Genomic DNA, 18,425 nt, shown 5'->3' on the forward strand with positions numbered 1-18,425 from the left:
GAAAGGGCCCCGCCGCCGTCCGGGGTGGGTTAGGGTACGGGGCATGTTCGCGCACTCGACCCGTAACTGGTGGTGGACCGCTCATCCGGCGGCCCACTGATCGCGCGTACACACTGACGCAGAGGCCGCCCGAGGGGCGGCCTTTTCCGTGTCCACGGGCCGTTCCTCCCAGCTGATCCCCCTGGAAGGAACCACACCCCATGAGCACCGGCATGAGCATCGACAGACTCCTCGGCGACGACTGCCCGCCCTTCGCCCTGCTGCGCCGCCGCACCCCCGGCCACGACCACGACACCGTCGAGGTGCTGATCGGCCGGGTGCACGAGGCGGACCGGCTCGCCGACATCCCCGTCGGCGAGCGGCCCTCGCTGGCGCTGGTGCCGTTCCGGCAGATCGCGGAGCGCGGCTTCGACGTACGCGACGACGGCACACCGCTGTCCGTCCTGGTCGCCGACGAGTCGTACACGCTGACCCTCGATGAGGCGCTGGAGCAGCTGCCGCGCCATGAAGTCCACGTGGCGGACGGGGAGTTCGACGTCAGCGACGAGGAGTACGCCGGGACGGTGCGGCGGGTGATCGAGGACGAGATCGGCCGGGGCGAGGGTGCGAACTTCGTGATCCGGCGGACGTTCCGTGGGCGGATCGACGGGTTCGGCCGGGCGGACGCGCTGGCCCTGTTCCGCCGGCTGCTGGCCGGTGAGCGGGGGGCGTACTGGACGTTCGTCGTGCACACCGGGGAGAGGACGCTCGTGGGCGCCAGCCCCGAGGTGCACGTGCGGATGTCCGGCGGGACCGTCGTGATGAACCCGATCAGCGGCACGTACCGCTATCCCGCCGAGGGCCCGACCCCCGAGGGCCTGCTCGCCTTCCTCGGTGACCGCAAGGAGACCGAGGAGCTCTCCATGGTGGTCGACGAGGAACTGAAGATGATGTGCACGGTCGGCGACATGGGCGGGGTGGTGATCGGCCCGCGTCTGAAGGAGATGGCCCATCTCGCGCACACCGAGTACGAGTTGCGCGGACGCTCCTCGCTGGACGTACGGGAGGTGCTGAAGGAGACCATGTTCGCGGCGACCGTCACCGGCTCGCCCGTGCAGAACGCCTGCCGGGTCATCGAACGGTACGAGGCCGGCGGGCGCGGCTACTACGCGGGCGCGCTGGCCCTGCTGCGCCGGGAGCCGGACGGCACGCAGACCCTGGACTCGCCGATCCTCATCCGGACCGCCGACATCGACGCCGACGGCACGCTGCGGGTGCCGGTCGGGGCGACGCTGGTGCGCCACTCGGACCCGGCGGGCGAGGTCGCCGAGACCCACGCGAAGGCGGCCGGGGTGCTGTCCGCCCTCGGCGTGCGCCCGGCCCGGCCCGAGGCGGAGCGCGAGCGGCCCCGGCTGGCCGCCGACCCGCGGGTGCGGGAGGCCCTGGACGCCCGGCGGGACGGGCTCGCCCCGTTCTGGCTGCGGATGCAGGAGCGCGCCGCCGACCGCGTCGGCCACGCGCTGGTGGTGGACGGCGAGGACACGTTCACCGCGATGCTCGGGCACCTGCTGCGCGCCTCGGGCCTCGACGTCACCGTGCGGCGCTACGACGAGCCGGGGCTGCGCGAGGCGGTGCGGGCGCACGAGGGGCCCGTGGTGCTGGGCCCCGGGCCGGGGAACCCGGGGGACGCGGCCGACCCGAAGATGCGGCTGCTGCGCGCGATGGCCGCGGAGCTGGTGCGGGACCACCGGCACGGGCTGCTCGGTGTGTGCCTGGGCCATGAGCTGATCGCGGCGGAGCTGGGCCTGGAGATCGTCCGCAAGGCGGTGCCGTACCAGGGGGCGCAGACCCGTATCGACCTGTTCGGGCGGCCCGAGACCGTCGGCTTCTACAACAGCTTCACCGCGCGCTGCGACGACTCCGGGGCGGCGGAGCTGGCAGGGCGCGGCATCGAGGTGAGCCGGGACGCGGTCTCCGGTGAGCTGCACGCGATGCGCGGGGGCGGCTTCGCGTCGGTGCAGTTCCACCCGGAGTCGGTGCTGACGCTGCGCGGTTCGGCGATCGTGGCCGAGCTGCTGGCGGCGCTGCCGGTACGCGGCTGAGGCGCGGCCGTTCCGGGTCCTGGCGGGGTCAGGACCCGGGGCGGGCGGGGACCAGGACGTTGTCGCCGTGGCGGCCGGCCAGGTAGTCGTCGACGTTCCGCACGGTGGCGTCGATGATCTGGCCGACCGCGTCCTCGGTGTAGTACGCCTGGTGCGAGGTGACGATGACGTTCGGGAAGGTGACGAGCCGGGCCAGGGTGTCGTCGTCGACGCCCTCCAGGGACTTGTCCAGGAAGAACAGCCCGGCCTCCGCCTCGTACACATCGAGTCCGACGCCCAGGAACCGGCCCGCGCGCAGCTCGCCGACGAGGGCCGAGGTGTCGATGAGGCCGCCCCGGCTGGAGTTGACCAGGATCGCGTCGTCCTTCATCAGGGCGAGGGCGTCCTTGTCGATGAGGTGGTGGGTCGAGGGCAGCAGCGGCACGTGCAGGCTGACGAGGTCGGCCTCGGCGAGCAGCCGCTCCTTGTCGACGTAGCGCATGCCCAGCTCGACGCAGGCCGGGTTCTCGGCGACGTCCCAGCCGAGCAGCTTCATGCCGAAGCCGTGGGCGATCCGGGTGAACGCCTCGCCGATCTTGCCGGTGCCGATGACGCCCACCGTGCGGCCGTGCATGTCGCGGCCGAGGAGCCCGTCGAGCCGGAAGTCGAAGTCGCGGGTGCGGCCGGCGGCCCGGATCACCCGGCGGTTGGCCGCCATGGCGAGGGTCCAGGCGAACTCCGCGACCGAGTACGGCGAGTAGTACGAGACCCGGGCGACGCGCAGGGCGAGGCGCTCGGCGACGTCCAGGTCGATGTTGTTGAAGCCGGTGGAGCGCTGGGCGATCAGCTGGGTGCCGCCGGCCGCGAGGGTCTGCAGGACCGCGCCGCCCAGGTCGGCGTTGACGCTGCTGGAGACGATCTCGTAGCCCGCCGCGATGGGCGCGGTGTCACGGTTCAGGAAGACGTCCAGGCACCGGACTTCGTGCTTGCCGGCGAACGCCTTCTCGATCAGCGGCTTCTCGTCGGACTGCACTCCGAAGGCCAGGATCTCCACGGCGTCTCCCCTGTCTGCGTGCTGCGCGGCCGGTCATCGCGAATATACGGCCGGGTGCCCCGCCGCGCCGCTCAGGTCCCTTCGTCAGGCGTCGTCGAGCCCGCGCTCTATGGCGTACCGCACCAGCTCCACCCTGTTGTGCAGCTGGAGCTTGCCCAGGGTGTTCTGGACGTGGTTCTGCACGGTGCGGTGCGAGATGACGAGCCGCTCGGCGATCTGCTTGTACGAGAGCCCCTTGGCCACCAGCCGCAGGACCTCGGTCTCCCGGTCGGTCAGCTCCGGGGCCTTCGGCTCGTCGGACGCGGCCGGTGCGGGCTCCGAGGCCAGCCTGCGGTACTCGCCGAGCACCAGACCGGCCAGGCCCGGGGTGAAGACCGCGTCGCCGGCGGCGGTGCGGCGGACGGCCTCGGTGAGCTCCTGGGTGCTCGCCGACTTCATCAGGTAGCCGGTGGCGCCGGACTTGACCGCCTCCAGGACGTCGGCGTGCTCGCCGCTGGCGGAGAGCACCAGCACCCGCAGTCCGGGCTGGGCGGCGACGAGTTCCTTGCAGACCCGCACCCCGGGCATGCCGGGCAGGTTGAGGTCGAGGACGAGGACGTCCGGGGTGACGGCAGCGGCCCGGCGGACGGCCTGCGGCCCGTCGCCCGCGGTGGCCACCACGTCGAAGCCGGCCTCGGCGAGGTCGCGGGCCACGGCGTCGCGCCACATCGGGTGGTCGTCCACCACCATCACTCTGATCGCCCGCTGCCCGGCGTCCTCTTCGTGTGTCGCGCTCATCGGACCGATCCCGCCTTCCCCCGTGAAACCTTAGGAACCTTCAATTCGACCTCGGTGCCCTGTCCTGGCACCGAGATCAGCTCTGCCGTACCGCCCAGATCGCGCAGCCGGCCGCGGATCGACAGGGCGACCCCGAGCCGCCCCTCCCCCTCGGCCTGCGCGAGCCGCCCCTCGGGGATGCCGGGGCCGTCGTCCCGGACCGTCACGATGACCTCGTCCGGCCAGTCCTCCAGCAGGATCCACGCCTGGGCGTGCTCCCCCGCGTGCACCCGGACATTGTCCAGGGCGGCGCCGACCGCCGCCGCCAGTTCCGCGGCCGCCGCGGACGGCAGCAGCACCGGAGCGCCGGGCTCCGCGAAGCTGGTCCGGGACCCGGCGTGCGGGGCGAGCAGCGTCCGCAGATCGGTCTCGCCGCCGTCCCCGTCGCCCGGCTCGTCCTCGTCCGCCTCGACGGTGCGGACGACGGCGCCCTCGGAGGCGTCCTCGGAGACCCGGGTGGGGGGCACGAGGCCGCTGGAGACCAGGGTGCGCAGGGCGACCTCCTGCTCCCCGGCCATCCGGCCCAGCTCAGCCGCCTCGCCGCCGAGCGCGGCGCCGCGCCGCTGGACCATCGCGAGGACCTGGAGGACGCCGTCGTGGATGTCCCGGGCCAGGCGCTCGCGTTCGCGGGTGGCGGCCTCGATCTCCAGGGCGCGGGCGAGGGTGCGCTCACTGGCGCGGGCGACCTCGACGACGTACCCGATGGCGATGGAGGCGACCCAGACCAGCATCACGTTGTGCAGGGTGTCGCGGCTGGGTTCGCCGCGCTCGATGAGGTTGGCGACGGCGACCAGGCTGGAGGCGAAGCCCGCCCAGCGCCAGCCGCCCTTGATCGCGAAGGCCAGGACGGAACCGGCCGTCCAGATGGACGGCAGGGTCGGTCCGTCGATGTGCTGCGCCTGGAGGTCGGCGAGCGGGGTGACGAGGATCCCGGCGAGGGCGATGGCCAGGTCCGCGCCCAGGAAGCGCCTGGTGCAGGCGGCGGCGCTGCCCACCTTCGGCAGGGTGGCGAGCGTCCAGACCGACATCAGCGACAGGAACGTGATCGCTATCCAGGGCCGCTCGTAGTCGTGCCGGGCGAAGGCGGCGAGCAGGACCGCGTAGACCATCGTCAGCACGCGGTACGCCGTCAGGGCGCGCCACAGCGGCTGCTCCACCGACATCCGCACCACGCGTACGCGTTTGACCATGCTGTTCTCCCCCGTCCCCCGGCGGACCGCCGCGCCTTGCCTCAGGCGCTGTCGCCGTCCGTCTTCTTCGCGGCCTCGGACCGGCGCTTGGCCTCGTCGGCGATCTGCCGCTTGGCGGCGGTCGCGTAGACGTCGACGTACTCCTGGCCCGAGAGCTTCATGATCTCGTACATCACCTCGTCGGTGACCGAGCGCAGGATGAAGCGGTCGCCCTCCATGCCGTGGTAGCGGCTGAAGTCGAGCGGCTTGCCGATGCGGATGCCGGGGCGCATCAGCTTGGGCACGACCTGGCCGGGCGGCTGGATCTTCTCCGTGTCGATCATCGCGACGGGGATCACCGGCGCCCCGGTCGCGAGCGCGACCCGGGCCAGCCCGCCGGGCTTGCCCCGGTAGAGCCGGCCGTCCGGCGACCGGGTGCCCTCGGGGTAGATGCCGAAGAGGCCGCCGCTCTCGATGACCTGGATGCCCGCCCGGATCGCGGCCTCGCCGGCGCCGCGCGCACCGGAGCGGTCGACGGGGAGCTGGCCGACGCCCTTGAAGAACGCGGCGGTGAGCTTGCCCTTCACGCCCGGCGCGGTGAAGTACTCCGCCTTGGCGATGAAGGTCACCTTGCGGTCCAGGACAGCCGGCAGGAAGAAGGAGTCGGAGAACGACAGGTGGTTGCTGGCGAGGATCGCGGGCCCGCGCGCGGGAATGTTCTCCAGGCCCTCCACCCACGGCCTGAAGGCGAGCTTCAGAGACCCGCCGATGGAGAACTTCATAGCGCCGTAGATCAACTCGGGTGCCTCCTGTGTGCTGTCCGACAGACCTTAACCCGAGGCGTCGCCGGTCAGGCCCCTGGCGCGGGCGGGGTGTCCGCGCCCGAGGGCGGGACCGGCCGGTGACGGCCCTGGTCGGTGTCGGCCCGGTCGCGTACGGTGAAGTAATCCTCGCGCACTCCCGCACATCCTCCGTACACCCCCTTCACGCTCCCCGCGTGCCTCACGAACAGGAGACCCCGGTGCCGGTCCTTCCCGGAGCCGAGCCGTTCCGCCACGAGGGCGGAGAGGTCGGCGTCCTCCTCTGTCACGGATTCACCGGTTCCCCGCAGTCGCTGCGTCCCTGGGCCGAGTATCTGGCCGAGCGCGGGCTCACGGTCTCGCTGCCGCTGCTCCCCGGGCACGGCACGCGCTGGCAGGACATGCAGGTCACCGGCTGGCAGGACTGGTACGCGGAGGTGGACCGGGAGCTGCGCGGTCTGCTGGAGCGCTGCGCGCGGGTCTTCGTCTTCGGGCTCTCCATGGGCGGCGCGCTGGCGCTGCGGCTGGCCGCGAAGCACGGGGACGCGGTCAGCGGTCTGGTCCTCGTCAACCCGGCCAACAAGGTGCACGGCCTCGCGGCGCACGCGCTGCCGGTGGTCCGCCATCTGGTGCCGACGACGAAGGGCCTGGTCAGCGACATCGCGCTGGAGGGCGTGGCCGAGGTGGGATACGACCGGGTCCCGCTGCACGCGGCGCATTCGGTGCGCAGGTTCTTCCGGCTGGTCGACGGCGACCTGCCCCAGGTCACCCAGCCGCTCCTGCTGCTGCACAGCCCGCAGGACCATGTCGTGTCCCCCGCCGATTCCGCCCGCATCCTGAGCCGCGTCTCCTCGACGGACGTCCGCGAGGTCCTGCTGGAACAGAGCTACCACGTGGCGACGTTGGACCATGATGCGAAGCGGATCTTCGACGAGAGTCATGCGTTCATCGGCCGCCTCGCTCCGAGCGAGAAGGATCAGGGCGGGAAGAAGGGGAGCACGTCCGGTGGCTGAGCACGACGCGGAACGCGCGGGCAGCGAGGAGGAGCGCGAGCCGCTCCCCGTGGAGGGGGCGGCCGTCGCCGACGACGGCGGTGCCCCGGTACCGGCCGCCCCGGTGGCCGGCGAGGGGGACGGACCGCTCGACGAGGAGGCCGTCTGGCGGGCCATCGTCGCGGGTTACGGGGAGGAGCCGCCGGACCCGCCGGGCGCGCGGCCCTTCCGGTCGATCGAGGACCTCACGCTGCCGGACGACGGCCCGCTGACCGCCCCGGCCGCGGACAAGGGCCTCGGTAAGAAGCCCCTCAGGCCCGAACCGGACCAGGACCGGCCGTTGGGCAGTTCCGTGGTGTTCGCGCCCGGCGTGGGCGGCCCGCGCGACTACGAACCGGCCGCCCCGGACGCCCCCGGCGGGGACGACGACGAGGGGCACTTCGTGCCGCCGGAGCCGCCGCCGCTGCCGGAGGTGGACGTCACGGCGAAGTTCGCCTGGCTCGCGGCGGTCGGCGGCCCGTTGCTGATGCTGGTCGCGGTCCTGCTGTCCTGGGAGATGACCTGGTGGCTGACGACGGTCTGCGTCGGCGGCTTCCTGGGCGGTTTCGTGACGCTGGTGGCGCGGATGAACCCCGACGACGAGGGCGACGACGACCCGGGCCGGGGCGCGGTGGTCTGACGGCCCGCCCGGATCAGGTGGCCGGCACCCGGAGCGCGGCCAGCACCGGCAGGTGGTCGGTCGCGGCCCGCAGGTCGGCCTCGGGCAGCCCGTCCGGCACTCCGCAGCCGAGGACCTCGATGCCGTCGGTGGCGAAGACCGCGTCGAGCCGGCGGCGCGGGTCGTGCGCGGGGAAGGTGTACTCGCCGCCCTGCGGCTTCATCTCCCAGCAGTCCTGGTAGCGCCCGGCGAGACGCCGGAAGGACCGCCCGCTCGGTACGTCGTTGAGGTCGCCGGCGACCACGGCGTGCTCGACGCCCAGCGCGTCCACGGTCTCCATCAGCCGCCCGGCCTGGGCCAGGCGCTCCTGCCGCTGGAGGCTCAGGTGGCAGCTGACCACGCCGAGCCGGACACCCGCGAACCGGACGACGGCGGTGGCGAAGCCCCTGCGGTGCAGCCCCGGGGTGCGCGGCAGCAGGATGTCCTCGGTGCGCTCGACCGTGGCGCGCAGCGAGCACAGCAGCAGCGGCCCGGCCGCGGTGGCGCCCCCGCCGAGGATCACCAGGTCGGTGGCGGCGGCGAGCCGGGCGGCGTACTTGCGCCAGCGGAAGAACCGCGGCGCCTCCTGGACGAGGACCAGGTCGGGGGCGCAGGCGCGGATGACCCGGGCGAGGGCGGCGCGGTCGTCGCGCATCGACCGGATGTTGTAGCTGAGCACGCGGACGACGGCCGAGCCGTCCTGCTCGGTGCGCGAATCGGGCAGCGACATCGTGGCCATGCCCTCACGATACGGCGGACGCCCGCCCGCCCCCGAGGGGGCGCGACGGGCGTCCGGCACGTTTCGGTACGACGGGCGGCTCAGCCCTGGCGGGCCAGGTCCGCGGCCCCCACGAGCCCTGCCTTGCCGCCGAGTTGGGCGGCGAGCACCTGGGCGTGCGGGCGCCACTCGCCGCCGATCAGCCAGCGCCGGAACGACTTGCGGATCGGGTCGAGGACGAGCTCGCCCTCGTCCGAGACGCCGCCGCCGACGATGAAGGCCGAGGGGTCGAACAGCGAGGCCAGGTCGGCGAGTCCGGCGCCGGCCCAGCGGGCCAGCTCGCGGAACGAGTCGACGGCCACCGGGCAGCCCTGGCGGGCGGCCTCGCTGATGTGCTTGCCCTCGATGCCGTCCACGGTGCCGTCGCCGAGCCCCAGGAGGATCGGGGCGTTCTCCGGGGTGGCGTTGGCACGCTGCTTCGCGTACCGCACGAGGGCGCGGCCGGAGGCGTACTGCTCCCAGCAGCCCTGGCTGCCGCAGCCGCAGAGCAGACCGTCCGGGACGACCCGGATGTGGCCGAACTCGGCGGCCACGCCGAAGCGTCCGCGGCGCAGCTTGTTGCCGATGATGATGCCGCCGCCGAGGCCCGTGCCCAGCGTGATGCAGATGACGTCCTCGTGGCCCTGGCCGGCACCGAAGCGGTATTCGCCCCAGGCCGCCGCGTTGGCGTCGTTCTCGACGACGACGGGGAGGCCGACGCGCTGCTCGACCTTGTCCTTGAGCGGCTCGTGGCGCCAGTTGATGTTGGGTGCGAACAGCACCGTGGCCCGCTTGTCGTCGACGTATCCGGCCGCGCCGATGCCGACCGCCTCGACGGGATGCCCCTCGCTCGCGCCGGACACCGCCGCCGCGATCGCGTCCACGATGCCTTCGGCCGTCGGCGGGGTCGGCACCTTGAAGGTCGAGAGGATGTGGCCCTCTTCGTCGACCACTCCAGCTGCGATCTTCGTGCCGCCGATATCGACGCCGATGGTGAGTCCCATGAATCCCTCAGTTCCGGTCGAGCCCCGCTGAGGCAACCGTACCCGAGGCGGGGCCCCGTCCTGTCGGCGCCGGTCAGTCCAGGTCGATGTGCTCGCCCGCGCCGGACCCCTCGCCGTGGGGGCCTTCGGGGTCTTCCGCCTTGTTTTCCGTGCCCGCGGGGTCGCCCGCCCCCCGGGTCCAGCGGCCTTCCTGGCCCTGGACGGCGGAGCGGTAGGCGGCGAGCAGTTCGTTCCCGGCCGCCGCGATGTGCTCGAAAACGTCCGGATTGCGCTCGATCACTGGCTCCACGGCCGCCTTGGCCTGCTGGATGACCTGCTGGACGGCGCCCTGTGCGGCGAGCCCGAGGAGCGGCGCCTGGAACGAGCCGAGCTTGTCGGTGACCGCGTCCATCAGCCTGCGCAGCTCCTCGGCGGCGGAGCCGGGCGGCGGGCCGTAGGCGGCGCGGCGGCGGGCCTGCTCGGCGGCGAGGTCCTCGGCGCACGCGTCGGCCCATGCGTCGTCGTCGGCGGGACGATCGGTGGCTTCGCTCATGGCGGACTCCTGGGACATCGTGGCCGGCGGCCCGGCATACCGGACACGTACCTTCGACGTTACCCGAACGGTGGTACGACGTTCAGCTCGTCCGGGGCCAGAGTGCCGGGTCGGGGGTGAAGCGGACCCGGAGCACGCCGTCGGTGAGCGCCGCGCCGGAGACGGTGCAGCGGCGCAGCACGGGCTCCAGGGGCACGATGCGGTGGAACGGGCCTACCGTCAGGAGGAGTTCGACGCCGCGCCGGACGAGCTGGAGGTCCTTCTTGACGGCGCCGGGCAGCCGCAGGCACCAGACGAGTATCCCGTCGCCGTCCGGCCCGCCGGCCTCCTCGATCCACCAGGGGTCCGCGGCCCGGCCGTCCGCCTCGCCGGTGCCGGGCACCGCGAGTGCCCCGTCCTCGCCGGCGAGGGCCAGGAGGTCGGCGGGACCCTGCGGGTCGCGGCCGAGGTGCGCGATCCGGACCGGGGCGGGCCCCTCCTCGTCCCAGTGGGCGATGACCTTCTCCTGCTGGGCGGCGAGCGCGGCGAAGAAGGGGTCCGGGGAGTGGCCGGGGAGCATCCGGTTGGCCACCGGCGGCTCGGTGCGCAGGCCGTGCAGGGCGAGTCCGGTGCGGGCGGTGCGCAGGGCGTCGTCGGCGGCCGGGCCCGGTTCGGCGACCAGCCGGAGCGTGGTGGCGCGGTCCTCGATGAGTGCCTGGACCTGGGCCAGCTCGGCGTCGCGCCGGGCGGCGGCCTCGTACAGCCACTGGGCGGGCATGGGGACGCCGGCCAGCTGGGCGAGCATCGGGCGCAGGGCGCGGGCGGCCTGGCGCTCCTGGGGCAGCAGCCGGCGCAGGTAACGGCGCAGCTGTCCGGGCAGGGCGAGCAGGGCGAGGGCCTCGCGCAGGGGCGGCAGGTCGACGACGAGGAGCTCGTACGCCTCCCCGGACCAGTCGCCGTGGGCGGCGCGGCGCAGCGCGTGCAGCAGGGCGAGTTCGGTGCTGCCGGGGAGTTCGGTCAGCTCCTCGCCGTCCAGCGGGTTGCCGCCGAGCAGATCGAGGACGCCGGACAACTGCTCCTGGAGGGAGAGGAGTTCGGTGCGGAAGTGCGCGCCGGAGTCGAGCCGGACGGACCACAGGCCCTCGGTGACGGGGGTGGGCTCGTTGGCGTCGGGGAAGCCGGGTATCGGATCGGCGGAGATCAGCAGGGTGCGGGCGCCGTCGCGGGCCGCGGCGAGCGCGGTGGCCGCCGCGATGGTCGTACGGCCGGCTCCGCCGGGTCCGGTGACCAGGACCGTACGCACGCGCTCAGGCCTTCGGGACGGATTCGACGCGCTTCTTCAGGCCGGCGAGGGCGCGGTCGATGATGACCTTCTCCGCCTTGCGCTTGATCATGCCGAGCATGGGGATCTTGACGTCGACGGTCAGCCGGTAGGTGACCTCGGTGCGGGCGCCGTCGCCGAGGGGCGCGAGCGCGTAGGAGCCGTCGATGGCGCGGAGCATCTGCGACTTGACCAGGGTCCAGCTGACCTCGTAGTCGCCGATCCAGGTGTAGGCGAGGGTGTGGTCGTCCTTGATCGCGCCGGCGTCCAGGACGAGCCGGACCTTCTCGGCGCGGCCGCGTTCGTCGGTGCCGAGGACCTCGGCCTCCTTGACCTCGCCGGTCCATTCCGGGTAGCGCTCGAAGTCGGCGATCACACCCATGACGTCGGCCGGCGCCGCCTCGATCGTGATGCTCGAGCTGGTGTGTTCAGCCATCGCTGTGGCCCTCCAGTGCGGTGTGCCGGTCCATGGGCAGAGGCCTGCCGCCAGAAGGCTATCGCGTGCGCCCGGCGGCCCGGCCCAGGGTGGGGCGGTTCACCACTCCAGCGCCCAGGGCCGGCCGGTGGAGGCGAAGTGGCCGACGTTCACGCACTCGGTGGCGCCGATCCGCATCCGCCGGGCCAGCGGCTGGTGGACGTGGCCGAAGAGCGAGTAGCGCGGGCGGGTGCGGCGGATGGCGTCGAGCAGGGCCCGGCTGCCGCGCTCGAAGCGGCGCGCCACGGTGTCGTAGACCAGCTCGGGCACCTCGGGCGGGATGTGGGTGCAGAGCACGTCGACCTCGCCGATCGCCTCGATCTTGGCGGCGTACTCCTCGTCGTCGATCTCGTACGGGGTGCGCATCGGCGTACGCAGGCCGCCGCCGACGAAGCCGAAGACGCGGCCGCCGATCTCGACGCGCTCGCCGTCCAGGACGGTGGTGCCGGGACCGGCGTACTCGGACCACAGGGCCGGGATGTCGACGTTGCCGTAGGTGGCGTACGTCGGGGTGGGCAGCGCGGCGAACATCTCGGCGTACTGCTTGCGGACCGCGCCGGTGATCGCGGCGTTGCGGTCCATGCCCCGCCACAGCTCCCGGCCGAAGTCGCGGGCCTCCTCGAAGCGGCGCGCGGTGCGCAGGGCGACGATCCGGTCGGCGTTCTCGACGCCGAAGAGGTCGGGGAAGATGCCGCGCGAGTGGTCGGCGTAGTCGAGGAAGAGGACCAGGTCACCGAGGCAGATCAGGGCGTCGGCACCGTCCCCCGCGCGGGCCAGCGCCTCGGTGTTGCCGTGTACGTCGCTGACCACGTGGACCCGGGTGCGCCGCCCGGCGGCGGCCCCCCGGATGTTCGCTCCTGCTCGCATGCCGATCACCCTAGAACGAGGGCCTGCCCCGAACGCAAGGCCCTGGGGCTCTCACCTGGGTAGAGGCCCCGGACCTGCGGTTACTTCCAGGTGTGCGCGCGGGTGGACTACTGTGCGCGAAAGGACGACCGATATGTGTGACGCATAAGACATCTGGCCGGAACCCCCTATCCGGAACCGAGTACTGGTGGGTAACGTCCGGGCAGTCCAGTCGTGCTCACCCCACTGAGCACCCGCCATCTTGGACCGCGCCGGTGCGTCACACAGAGCCGTGGCACCGGAGCCCGATGAGGAGCAGCAGTCTTGCGCGAGTTCAGCCTTCCGGCCCTGTACGAGGTCCCCTCGGACGGCAACCTGACGGATCTCATCCGCCGCAATGCCGCTCAGCATCCCGATGTCGCGGTGATGAGCCGCAAAGTGGCCGGCGTCTGGACGGACGTCACCGCCGTCCAGTTCCTGGCCGAGGTCCGGTCGGCCGCCAAAGGCCTGATCGCTGCGGGCGTCGAGCCCGGCGACCGGGTGGCCCTGATGTCCCGCACCCGTTACGAGTGGGTGCTGCTGGACTTCGCGATCTGGAGCGCCGGCGCGGTCACCGTGCCGGTCTACGAGACCAGCTCGCCCGAGCAGGTGCAGTGGATCCTCGGTGACTCCGGCGCCGTAGCGGTCCTTGCGGAGAGCGACGCCCACGCCGCCTCCGTGGCCTCGGTGCGCGACCGGCTGCCCGCGCTGCGCCACGTCTGGCAGATCGAGAAGGGCGCCGTCGACACACTCCGGGCCGAGGGCGAAGCGGTCTCCGAGGAGACCGTGGACCTGCGCAGCGCGGCGGCCCGGGCGGACGACCCGGCCACCATCGTCTACACCTCGGGCACCACGGGCCGCCCCAAGGGCTGCGTGCTGACCCACCGCAGCTTCTTCGCGGAGTGCGGCAATGTGGTGGAGCGCCTCAAGCCCCTCTTCCGCACCGGCGAGTGCTCCGTCCTGCTCTTCCTGCCCGCCGCCCACGTCTTCGGACGCCTGGTCGAGGTCGCCTCGGTGATGGCGCCGATCAAGCTCGGCTGCGTCCCGGACATCAAGAACCTCACCGACGAGCTGGCCTCGTTCCGGCCGACGCTGATCCTCGGCGTGCCACGCGTCTTCGAGAAGGTCTACAACGCGGCGCGCGCCAAGGCGCAGGCCGACGGCAAGGGCAAGATCTTCGACAAGGCCGCGAACACGGCGATCGCCTACAGCCGCGCGCTGGGCACCCCGCAGGGCCCGTCGCTGGGTCTGAGGCTCCAGCACAAGGTCTTCGACCGCCTGGTCTACGGCAAGCTGCGCGCGGTGCTCGGCGGGCGCGGCGAGCACGCCATCTCCGGCGGCGCCCCGCTCGGCGAGCGCCTCGGCCACTTCTACCGGGGCATCGGCTTCACCGTCCTGGAGGGCTACGGCCTGACCGAGTCCTGCGCGGCGACGGCCTTCAACCCGTGGGACCGGCAGAAGATCGGCACGGTCGGCCAGCCGCTGCCCGGTTCCGTGGTGCGCATCGCGGACGACGGCGAGGTGCTGCTCCACGGCGAGCACCTGTTCTCCGGCTACTGGAACAACGAGGCGGCGACGGCCGAGGCGCTGGCGGACGGCTGGTTCCACACCGGGGACATCGGCACCCTGGACGAGGACGGCTACCTCGCGATCACCGGCCGCAAGAAGGAGATCATCGTCACGGCCGGCGGCAAGAACGTCGCCCCCGCCGTCATCGAGGACCGCATCCGCGGCCACGCCCTGGTCGCCGAGTGCATGGTGGTCGGCGACGGGCGCCCGTTCGTGGGCGCGCTGGTGACCCTGGACGAGGAGTTCCTGGGCCGCTGGGCCGAGGAGCACGGCAAGCCGGCCGGCTCCACCGCCCTGTCGCTGCGCGAGGACCCGGAGCTGCTGGCCGAGGTGCAGCGCGCGATCGACGACGGCAACGCCGCGGTCTCCAAGGCCGAGTCCGTACGCAAGTTCCGCGTCCTGGGCGCCCAGTTCACCGAGGAGGCGGGCCACATCACGCCCTCGCTGAAGCTGAAGCGGAACGTGGTGGCGAAGGACTTCGCGGACGAGGTGGAGTCGATCTACCGCTCGTGAGGCATACGCGTACGAGGGGGCCCGCACCGGTGTGGTGCGGGCCCCCTCGTACGCGTATCAGAGCAGTTCGCGCAGCCGCTCCGCGAGCAGGTCCCAGCGCCACTTCTCCTCGACCCAGGCGCGGCCCCGCTCCCCCATGCGCCGCCGCAGCTCCGCGTCGCCGAGCAGCGCGTTGATCCGCTCCGCCGCGTCCCCCGGCTCGCCGCCGCGCACCACCCAGCCGGTCTCGCCGTCCAGCACCGCGTCCGGGGCGCCGCCCGAGTCGCCGGCCACCACGGGCAGCCCGGTCGCGGACGCCTCCAGGTAGACGATGCCCAGGCCCTCCACGTCGAGGCCGCCGCGCCGGGTCCGGCAGGGCATCGCGAAGACGTCGCCGGCCCCGTAGTGCGCGGGCAGCTCCGCCCAGGGCACCGGCCCGGTGAACCGCACGGAGTCCGCCACACCGGTGCGCGCGGCGAGCCCCCGCAGGTCGTCCGCGTAGGGCCCGCCGCCCACGATCAGCAGGACCGCGTCCGGGTGCTCGGCCAGGATCGCGGGCATCGCGAGGATCAGGGTGTCCTGGCCCTTGCGCGGCACCAGCCGGGACACGCAGACGACGACGGGCCGTTCGGTGAGCCCGAGCCCGGCCCGGACCGCGTCGCCGCCCGAGTCCGGGTGGAACGTCTTCTCGTCGACCCCGGGCGGCAGCTGGACCATGCGGCGGGCGGCGGCCGGGGTGAGCGCGGCGGCGATCCGGGAGCGGGTGTACTCGCCGAGGTAGGTCAGCGTGTCGGTGCCCTCGCCGATCCGCCGGAGCAGCTGCCGGGACGCGGGCAGCTGGGCCCAGCCCGCCTCGTGGCCGTGCGTGGTGGCGACGAGGCGCCGGGCGCCCGCCCCGCGCAGCGCCGGGCCCATCAGGCCGAGCGGGGCCGCGGCGCCGAACCAGACGGACGAGCAGCCGTGGGTGCGCAGCAGCTCCACCGCTCGCCGGGTCACGCGCGGGGTCGGCAGCAGCATCGTCGTACGGTCGCGGACGACGGTGAAGGGCTGCTCGGCGTCGAAGGCGGCGGTGGCGGCCGCGCCCTCGGCCCCGCGCTTCCAGTTGGAGGCGTAGACGACGACCCGGTCGGGATCGAGCCGCAGCGCCATGTTGTGCAGGAACGCCTGGATGCCTCCCGGACGCGGCGGGAAGTCGTTGGTCACGATCAAGGTCTTGTCCATCGCCGCCGACAGTACCGGGCCCGGGCGGCCGTGCCGGATGGCCCGCGCACAGGGCGTGCGGGCATCATGGCTGTTTCGTACGGCGCACACGACGGGTGAGGGCAGGTCATGACGGGTTCCAGCGGCACACGCCCGGCGGCCTTCGCCGTCTGGGCGCTCACAAGGGCGGTGCTGCTGCTCTGGGTGACCAAGGTGGTCACCCCGCCGGGGCTCGACGTGACGAGCGACGTGTCGGTGATCTACCACGGCTGGTACGACGTGCTGCGCTCCGGCACCTACCCGGAGTCCGACGTCACCTGGCAGTACCCGCCGGTGGCGGCCCTCGCGATCCTCTCCCCCGCCCTGCTGCCGTTCCTGGACTACGCCACGGCCTTCTTCGTCCTGGCGTTCCTGTGCGACGCGCTGGTGCTGGGCCTGCTGCTGCGGGCGAGCGACGGTCCGGGCCGCCGGACGGCCGGGGTGTGGGTGTGGGTGGCGGGCGTGCCGCTGCTCGGCACGACCGCGTACGCCCGGTACGACGTGATGGTGACGGCGGTGGCGGTGGCGGCACTGCTGGCCGGACTGCGGCACCCCCGGGCGCTGGGGGCGCTGGCCGCGTTCGGGGCGCTGCTGAAGGTGTGGCCGGTGCTGCTGCTGGCCGGGACGGCCCGGGGGCGGCGCACCCGGCTGGCGTGGACGACGGCCGCGGTGGTGGCGGCCGGGCTGCTGCTGGTGTGCGTGGCGGCGGCGCCGGGCGCGCTGGCGTTCCTCGGCTTCCAGCGGGACCGGGGCACCGAGGTCGAGTCGCTGGGCGCGCTGGTCTTCCATGTGTGGCGGCAGTTCGGCTGGGAGGGCCGGGTGGAGCTGCACTACGGCTCGCTGGAGTTCCTGGGCCCGCACGTGGGCCTGGTGAGCACGCTGGCGCTGGGGCTGAGCGTCATCGCGTTCGGCTGGCTGCTGGTGTGGCGGCTGCGGGCGCGGACCTTCGGGGCGAGTACGACGGCGGACGCGGCGTTCACGGCGGTGCTGCTGTTCACCACGACGAGCCGGGTGATCAGCCCGCAGTACATGCTGTGGCTGGTCGGGCTCGCCGCCGTGTGCCTGGTGCTGCGCGCGAGCCGGATGATGGCGCCGGCCGTGCTGGTGGTGGCGGCCACGGGCGTGACGCAGCTGGAGTTCCCGATCGGCTTCGTCCACGTGGTGACGAGCGACGCGCAGGGCCTGACGCTGATGTTCCTGCGCAACGGGCTGCTGGTCGCCGCGTGTGTGCTGGCCGCCGTCCGGCTGTGGCGGGACACGGTACGGGCCCCGGAGGCGGCACCCGCCGTACGGGACGAGGTGCCCTCCGCCCCCGCGCTCAGTCGAGCCGGTTCCGCAGATACACCCGCCAGCGCGCCGTGAAGTCCTGCGGGGTCGTGCCGAGCACCTCGTGCAGGGCGTCCTCGACGGCCCCGTCCCGCCCCTGGTGGCCGCCGACGGCCCGGTAGAAGGCGAACAGCCTGTCCTCGCCCCAGTGGTCCGCGATCAGCTCGCAGGCCAGCCAGCCGCCCTCGTACGCCTGCGCCAGCCGCCCCGCCTCCCCGGCGAACGCGAAGTCGTCGTCCTCGGGCAGCGCGGCGGGCCCGTCACCGGCCCGGACCGCGTCGGCCAGCTCGGGGGCTATCTCGTCGGCGGTACGGTCCTGGTCCCGGTAGGCCGCCCAGTCGGCGAAGCCCTCGGAGAGCCAGGTCGGGGTCGCCGATGAGGTGCGCTTACGGGTGGCCACATGGGCGGTCTCGTGGGTGAGGACGACGCGCTGCCCGAAGCCGCCGAGCAGGGCGTACGCCTCCGGGTTGACGATCACCCGGTCCGCGGGCGCCTTCCCCGAGCCGCCGGTCTCGCCGGTGGTGACGGCCGCTATGCCCTTGTAGTTGGACGCGGGTGACCCGAGGAGCCGGCCCATCTCCGTCACGCTGTCCGGCACCAGCACCACCACGCGCCCGGCCCACCGCTCGGGCCAGGCGGCGGAGACCGCGGGCACCGCCTCGTCGGCGGTGCCGGCGACGGCCTCCAGCTCGTCGCGCGAACGGCCGACGCCCAGGACGAGGCTGTGCTTCCCGCGCACCACCTCCACGTCGCCCAGCTCCCACAGCTGGCGGGCGCTGCCGTCCGCCGCCCGGTCCGCGGTGATGTACCAGCGGCCGTCCGCCGGGTCGCGGGCCAGGTCGACGATCCGGTCGACGGAGACGGGGGCGCTGTCGTAGCCCTGGATCCGGTAGCCGAGCCGGACGTCGGCGGTCGCCCGGTCGCCGCCGTGCGCGGAGACGTCGGTCAGCCGGTACGTCCAGGAGCCGAGCGGCACGTCGGCGAGCCGGCCGATCTCCCGGCGTTGCGCGCTGCGCAGTCCCTTGGCGTCCGGGTCGACGACGGCGACGTAGGCCGCCGGGTCGTGGTGGAGCACGGCGGCCGCGCGCCGGTCCAGGACCGCGCGGATGTCGCGGGCGGTGGTGCCGGGCGCCTCGTCGGCCGGGGCCGAGCAGCCGGCGGCGCACAGCAGCGCGGCGAGCACGGCACCCGCCGCCCGCCGTCGTCCGCCACGTATGCGCACCCGTTCGACCACATGACGAGCGTACGGGCTGTCCGC

General features: G+C 73.4%; 18 protein-coding genes. 6 read left to right on the forward strand and 12 right to left on the reverse strand.

Features of this window, described 5'->3' with window-relative positions; all coding sequences use genetic code 11:
* The first annotated feature begins 43 nt into the window (after positions 1–43).
* Entirely contained in the window at positions 44–100 is a 57-nt protein-coding gene (locus tag OG242_RS07255) for a trp operon leader peptide (protein ID WP_073735655.1), read from the forward strand.
* Between the two features lie 100 nt (positions 101–200).
* Positions 201–2,081, forward strand: coding sequence for an anthranilate synthase family protein (locus tag OG242_RS07260; protein ID WP_405897356.1), 1,881 nt, complete (start codon positions 201–203; stop codon positions 2,079–2,081).
* A 28-nt stretch (positions 2,082–2,109) separates the two neighbouring features.
* Here OG242_RS07260 and OG242_RS07265 read toward each other — a convergent pair whose 3' ends face one another.
* The 4 genes from OG242_RS07265 to OG242_RS07280 form a co-directional block, all read right to left on the reverse strand.
* A complete protein-coding gene (locus OG242_RS07265; protein WP_405897357.1) occupies positions 2,110–3,114 on the reverse strand; it encodes a 2-hydroxyacid dehydrogenase in 1,005 nt (334 codons plus the stop codon).
* Between the two features lie 84 nt (positions 3,115–3,198).
* A complete protein-coding gene (locus OG242_RS07270) occupies positions 3,199–3,891 on the reverse strand; it encodes a response regulator (protein ID WP_405897358.1) in 693 nt (230 codons plus the stop codon).
* Positions 3,888–5,120 (reverse strand): MacS family sensor histidine kinase, encoded by a 1,233-nt coding sequence (gene macS / locus OG242_RS07275; RefSeq protein ID WP_405897359.1) that lies wholly within the window; start codon positions 5,118–5,120, stop codon positions 3,888–3,890. The genes OG242_RS07270 and macS overlap by 4 nt, the downstream gene beginning before the upstream one ends.
* 41 nt (positions 5,121–5,161) lie before the next feature.
* Positions 5,162–5,896, reverse strand: a complete 735-nt coding sequence (locus OG242_RS07280; protein ID WP_405897360.1) for a lysophospholipid acyltransferase family protein — start codon at positions 5,894–5,896, stop codon at positions 5,162–5,164.
* A gap of 224 nt (positions 5,897–6,120) precedes the next feature.
* Between OG242_RS07280 and OG242_RS07285 the strand changes: the two genes are divergently transcribed.
* Both OG242_RS07285 and OG242_RS07290 read left to right on the forward strand, forming a co-directional pair.
* Positions 6,121–6,912, forward strand: a complete 792-nt coding sequence (locus tag OG242_RS07285) for an alpha/beta hydrolase (protein WP_405901534.1) — start codon at positions 6,121–6,123, stop codon at positions 6,910–6,912.
* Positions 6,905–7,570, forward strand: a complete 666-nt coding sequence (locus OG242_RS07290) for a hypothetical protein (RefSeq protein WP_405897361.1) — start codon at positions 6,905–6,907, stop codon at positions 7,568–7,570. The genes OG242_RS07285 and OG242_RS07290 overlap by 8 nt, the downstream gene beginning before the upstream one ends.
* 13 nt (positions 7,571–7,583) lie before the next feature.
* On the opposite strand, the gene OG242_RS07295 is transcribed toward OG242_RS07290, so the two are convergent.
* From OG242_RS07295 to OG242_RS07320, 6 genes are all read right to left on the reverse strand, one after another.
* A complete protein-coding gene (locus OG242_RS07295) occupies positions 7,584–8,327 on the reverse strand; it encodes an endonuclease/exonuclease/phosphatase family protein (RefSeq protein ID WP_405897362.1) in 744 nt (247 codons plus the stop codon).
* A gap of 80 nt (positions 8,328–8,407) precedes the next feature.
* Positions 8,408–9,349, reverse strand: coding sequence for an ROK family glucokinase (locus OG242_RS07300; protein ID WP_405897363.1), 942 nt, complete (start codon positions 9,347–9,349; stop codon positions 8,408–8,410).
* Positions 9,350–9,422: 73 nt separating this feature from the next.
* A complete protein-coding gene (locus OG242_RS07305) occupies positions 9,423–9,881 on the reverse strand; it encodes a DUF5304 domain-containing protein (RefSeq protein ID WP_405897364.1) in 459 nt (152 codons plus the stop codon).
* Positions 9,882–9,963: 82 nt separating this feature from the next.
* Positions 9,964–11,163 (reverse strand): ArsA family ATPase, encoded by a 1,200-nt coding sequence (locus OG242_RS07310; protein WP_405897365.1) that lies wholly within the window; start codon positions 11,161–11,163, stop codon positions 9,964–9,966.
* 4 nt (positions 11,164–11,167) lie between these two features.
* Positions 11,168–11,617, reverse strand: coding sequence for an SRPBCC family protein (locus tag OG242_RS07315; protein WP_405897366.1), 450 nt, complete (start codon positions 11,615–11,617; stop codon positions 11,168–11,170).
* Positions 11,618–11,716: 99 nt separating this feature from the next.
* Complete coding sequence (locus OG242_RS07320; protein ID WP_405897367.1) at positions 11,717–12,523, reverse strand: metallophosphoesterase; 807 nt, start codon at positions 12,521–12,523, stop codon at positions 11,717–11,719.
* A gap of 303 nt (positions 12,524–12,826) precedes the next feature.
* Between OG242_RS07320 and OG242_RS07325 the strand changes: the two genes are divergently transcribed.
* On the forward strand, positions 12,827–14,623 hold the full coding sequence (locus tag OG242_RS07325) for an AMP-dependent synthetase/ligase (protein WP_405897368.1): 1,797 nt from the start codon (positions 12,827–12,829) through the stop codon (positions 14,621–14,623).
* Between the two features lie 57 nt (positions 14,624–14,680).
* On the opposite strand, the gene OG242_RS07330 is transcribed toward OG242_RS07325, so the two are convergent.
* Complete coding sequence (locus tag OG242_RS07330) at positions 14,681–15,823, reverse strand: glycosyltransferase family 4 protein (RefSeq protein WP_405897369.1); 1,143 nt, start codon at positions 15,821–15,823, stop codon at positions 14,681–14,683.
* A gap of 108 nt (positions 15,824–15,931) precedes the next feature.
* Between OG242_RS07330 and OG242_RS07335 the strand changes: the two genes are divergently transcribed.
* Positions 15,932–17,203, forward strand: a complete 1,272-nt coding sequence (locus tag OG242_RS07335) for a glycosyltransferase 87 family protein (RefSeq protein WP_405897370.1) — start codon at positions 15,932–15,934, stop codon at positions 17,201–17,203.
* On the opposite strand, the gene OG242_RS07340 is transcribed toward OG242_RS07335, so the two are convergent.
* Positions 17,160–18,401: a hypothetical protein gene (locus tag OG242_RS07340; protein ID WP_405897371.1), complete on the reverse strand. Its 1,242-nt coding sequence runs from the start codon at positions 18,399–18,401 to the stop codon at positions 17,160–17,162. The genes OG242_RS07335 and OG242_RS07340 overlap by 44 nt on opposite strands.
* Between the last annotated feature and the right edge of the window lie 24 nt (positions 18,402–18,425).

This window comes from Streptomyces sp. NBC_00727 (assembly GCF_045161745.1).
Taxonomy (GTDB): domain Bacteria; phylum Actinomycetota; class Actinomycetes; order Streptomycetales; family Streptomycetaceae; genus Streptomyces.